This is a genomic window from Longicatena sp., from assembly GCF_982403165.1.
The window spans coordinates 1-4272 of sequence record NZ_CEVYEL010000100.1 but is presented as its reverse complement, the minus strand read 5'-3'; the positions used below and the strand labels follow the sequence as shown (position 1 = coordinate 4272).

3 protein-coding genes are annotated in these 4272 nt (G+C 33.6%); all 3 read left to right on the top strand.

Features of this window, described 5'->3' with window-relative positions; genetic code table 11:
* The first annotated feature begins 228 nt into the window (after window positions 1–228).
* The 3 genes from AC1VS3_RS12745 to AC1VS3_RS12735 all read left to right on the top strand — a co-directional run bounded on the left by AC1VS3_RS12745 (window position 229) and on the right by AC1VS3_RS12735 (window position 4076).
* On the top strand, window positions 229–735 hold the full coding sequence (locus AC1VS3_RS12745; RefSeq protein WP_008690062.1) for a hypothetical protein: 507 nt from the start codon (window positions 229–231) through the stop codon (window positions 733–735).
* A 254-nt stretch (window positions 736–989) separates the two neighbouring features.
* Complete coding sequence (locus AC1VS3_RS12740; protein ID WP_119957640.1) at window positions 990–2486, top strand: putative bifunctional diguanylate cyclase/phosphodiesterase; 1497 nt, start codon at window positions 990–992, stop codon at window positions 2484–2486.
* A gap of 261 nt (window positions 2487–2747) precedes the next feature.
* Window positions 2748–4076: a hypothetical protein gene (locus AC1VS3_RS12735; RefSeq protein ID WP_008690060.1), complete on the top strand. Its 1329-nt coding sequence runs from the start codon at window positions 2748–2750 to the stop codon at window positions 4074–4076.
* The last annotated feature ends 196 nt before the right edge of the window (window positions 4077–4272 follow it).

The window sequence follows — 4272 nt, the reverse complement described above, 5'->3', positions numbered from 1 at the left end:
CTTCTATACAATGACACGATGGGACCTGGATATATTTAGAATAGTATCATTCTTTATGCAAAGGGTATTTACGTATACATAAATCAAAAAGATAACCAAATGATTCTTAATATTTTAACGATATTTTATAGTTTTGGATTAAAAGTGGTTATAAAAAGTGTTATATTTTTTACATTTCTGCTTTTGCTATGGTATACTGAAAAATTGTGTGGTTATTGAAGGAAAAATATGCTAAAAAATATATGGATGAATAAGAAGCAAAGAAAGATGATGGGCTTTTCGACAGTAGTAATTATTGTTTTTATCATTAGTTTATCTTTTTTACTTACGCAAAAAGGAAAAGATATCGTAAACACAGAAGTTAATAATTATCTCCATGAAATATCACAACAAACTTCTTACAAAGTGACGCAACGTGTCGAAACAAATTTTTCTTACTTAGCAACGCTATCGAACTCTTTAGCATATCTGGATGAATCCGCTTATGAAGCGTATCTTTATGATGCTTATGAAGGTGGAGCTTTTGAATGGATTGGCACTGTTGATCATAAGGGAATGCTAAAGGTGAAGAACCATCCTTTAAAAGATGTATCTCAACTAACTTGTGTAGCAAAAGCTATGCATGGGCAAGTGAGTGTAAGCGATAAGCTGTTGAAAATTTTTGATGAAAAAGGGGCTGTTTATGCAGTACCTTATAAAGGAAAGGATAATAATATTAGCGCAATCGTAGGATGAATACCACCTGAAACCATGAAATTATTGCTGAATACAGAATCATTTTCAGGTACCGGGTTTTCACATATCATAGCGAAAAATGGTGATTATATTTTACATTCCAAAAATAAAAATGCATTAATTGATGGTGATAACTTTTTGAACACCTTCCAGCAAAAGCTGAAATTACATCTTCAATGTAATTCCAAAAGTTTTGTCAAGATATTGCTAATCATAAAAAAGGTACCATTACGTTTAAGGTAAATGGCGATAATATGCGAACACTCACTTATACTCCATTAGATAATTGTGATTGGTATCTTTTATCCATCGTACCTTCTACGATGTATAGTCAGAATATTCAAAATTTCATCAGTCTTGCAATCGCCGTTCTCGCTTTAGGCATAGCGGTTGTATTCTTTATCTTCATTGCGTTTTTACTGTACACATCGAATAAAAAGAATAAAGAAATAACAAATATCGCCTATATTGATCCTATCACACAAGGATTTACGCAAGTACGGTTCGAAAAAGAACTCTTAGATCGAGCGAAAGACTTTGTACCATATACTTTTATATCCTTAGATTTGCGTAAATTTAAATTAATTAATGCCAGCTTTGGCAGTGAAAATGGCGATAAAGTATTACGACATGTATATGTGTGTATCAAGAAACATTTAGCTAAGGATGAATTTGTTACCCGCGTCAATGCGGATAACTTTAATATTTATTTGCATACGATTGATGAAGGGAAGATTAAGGAACGTTTACACAGCATCGCGGATGAGATTAATAAATATAATCAAGAGCGTCAGCTTCCTTATTATATTCCATTATCTTGTGGCTGTTATATTGTAAAAGATGATGCACAGGAATTAATCGTCGTACGTGATAAGGCCAATATAGCGCGTAAGACAAATAAAAATATTCCAAACTATTATCTATGTAATATTGTTTTCTATAATGACTTAGAACATCAGATGTTGCTGAAAGAAAAAGAAATGGAAAACATGATGGAAAAGGCTCTGGATGAAGAAGAATTTATCATATATCTACAACCTAAGGTTAGTTTAAAGACGGGTAAGATTATTGGCTCAGAGGCTTTAGTAAGATGGGACAGTCCAGAAAAAGGCTTGATTCCACCAGATGACTTTATCCCTTTCTTTGAGAAAAATGATTTTATTATTAAACTTGATATGTATGTTTTTGAAGTTGTATGTAAGATCTTACGTAAATGGATCGATGAAGGGAAAATCGTTCATCCGATATCAGTAAATTTATCAAGAAATCATCTTCATCATCCAAACTTTTTAGAAGAATATCGAAAGATACAACAAAAATATGAAATACCGGATCAGTATATTGAAATAGAATTGACAGAGATAGTTGTATTTGAGAATTTGGAAATGTTAAAAACCATTATAGATGAAATTCATAAATATGGCTATAAATGTTCTATGGATGATTTTGGCAGTGGCTATTCATCCTTAAATGTGCTCAAAGAGATTCCTGTGGATATTCTAAAACTTGATCGTGTTTCCTTCAGTAGTGAAAATGATAAACGTGGAGAAGACATTGTTGAAACAGTTATCAGTTTAGCTAAGAAATTAGGAATGGAAACAATTGCCGAAGGGATAGAAACGATACCACAGGTAGAGTTGTTAAAAAGTATGGAATGTGATGCTATTCAAGGATATGTATTCTCTAAACCGGTTCCAGTGGATCAATTTGAAACACTCGTACAGGATGATCCTGAAATGATGAGTGTATAATACGTATAGGATACGTCTGATAATCGATCATTCGTATCTTTTTTACTTTCAGTATCCAGATATCCTAAGGCTGTATTATAAAAGACGCAATAATTTCAAAGCTTTATCTGGTGAATGGAATGGCTTTTATACGGTAAACAAAGTGCTGATACAATAGTCATTTTCATATATAAAAAAAGGTAGATTCATATACAGAAAGAAAGGCAGTTTACGAAAACAATAGTTCTTGTTATAATTAAAAAATATAGGGAGGTAAAAGGCATGTTGAAAAAGCAGTTCAATTATGTAACAATGGCATTAACAGGCGTCTTTTTCTGCGTGCTTGGATGCTCTTTTGTTGTCGAATCTTTGACCGTATGGAATTGGCTGTATACAACCTTAGTTATTGGTATATCCGCAGTAGCCATCTTGAAATTAATCAACTTGCTAATCAACTTTCGCCGTATTGAAAAACGCTTCTCTCAGCTTTTAGATATTATCATTTGGTGTATTGCTATCATTTTCTCATTAGCACTGCCACGGGCATTTTATTCCATTCTGCCACGTATTGTGGGCAGTTGGATCTTATTGCATGCCATTGTTAAGATCATTGTTTTATACATTCGTATCAAAGATCATTTAACCATATCCTTCTTTCGCATTCTGTTTTTGTTAGGTGATTTATGCATGAGCTTTTATTTGATTGGTAATCCTTTTCATCATAACGACATTATCAATGTGGTTACCGGTCTGTATTTTTTAATTTATGGGGGAAATACCTTGTTGGATATGGTGCGCGAGATTATTCCACAGGGAAGTGGTGAAAAGCTGGATCAAAAGCTACGATTAGCAGTACCGCCATTCATGTCGGTCATCATTCCGCCTCATCTTATGAGGACTTTGTTGAATAAAGACAAAGAGGATCAGATCAAAGAACAATTTGATGAGATAAAGGAAGATATTCCTGTAGATATGGAAGTGCTTATTCATCTGGCACCTAGTGGACCTGCTATGTTAGGACATGCGGATTTAATCTATCGTGGCTTTGTGATATCGTATGGTTGTTATGATCCCCATAACCGTCATCTCTTTGGCACGATGGGGGATGGCGTTGTTTTAATGGCTGATCGTAATCCATATATTTATAATTGTTTAAAAAATGAAAATAAGACGCTGATCAGCTTTGGCATTGCTTTAGACGAAGAGCAGAAAAAACGTCTAAATGATCGTTTGTTAGAGGTTTTTGGGACCTTTGAAGATTTTTACAGTGATGAAGATTTAAAACGCAAGGGATTGCCTTATCAGGGTCCTTGTGATGATTATATCAGCCGGGTAACACGAACATCCCCAGGTGCAAAGTTTTATAAAATTAAAGAAGGAAAGCTGAAAACATTTTTTGTTGTTTCCAGTAATTGTGTCTTCTTTATGGCGAATATATTAAGTGTCATTGGTTTAAATTTATTTGATTTAAGTGGTATCATCTCACCGGGAGCGTATTATGATTTTCTAAACAAGCAATTTAAGAGCCATAAAGGTTTTGTAATTTCTCGTCGTTTATATCGGAAAAAAGATGCGGAAGCATTCAAAGAAAGAAAAGTAGATCATAAATGAAGTTGATTGAACTATGTAGAAGCTTAATAGATAAGTAACCTATCATTTGATAATATATACAGGAAGTTTCATAGATAAGCAATTGTTTTATTCTATATACAGTATTAAAAAGGCACATAAAAGACACATAGATGTCTTTTTTCATGTGTGGCGGGCATGCCACATATCTAGGGTGAAAATCCCTCGGGGCGTAGTT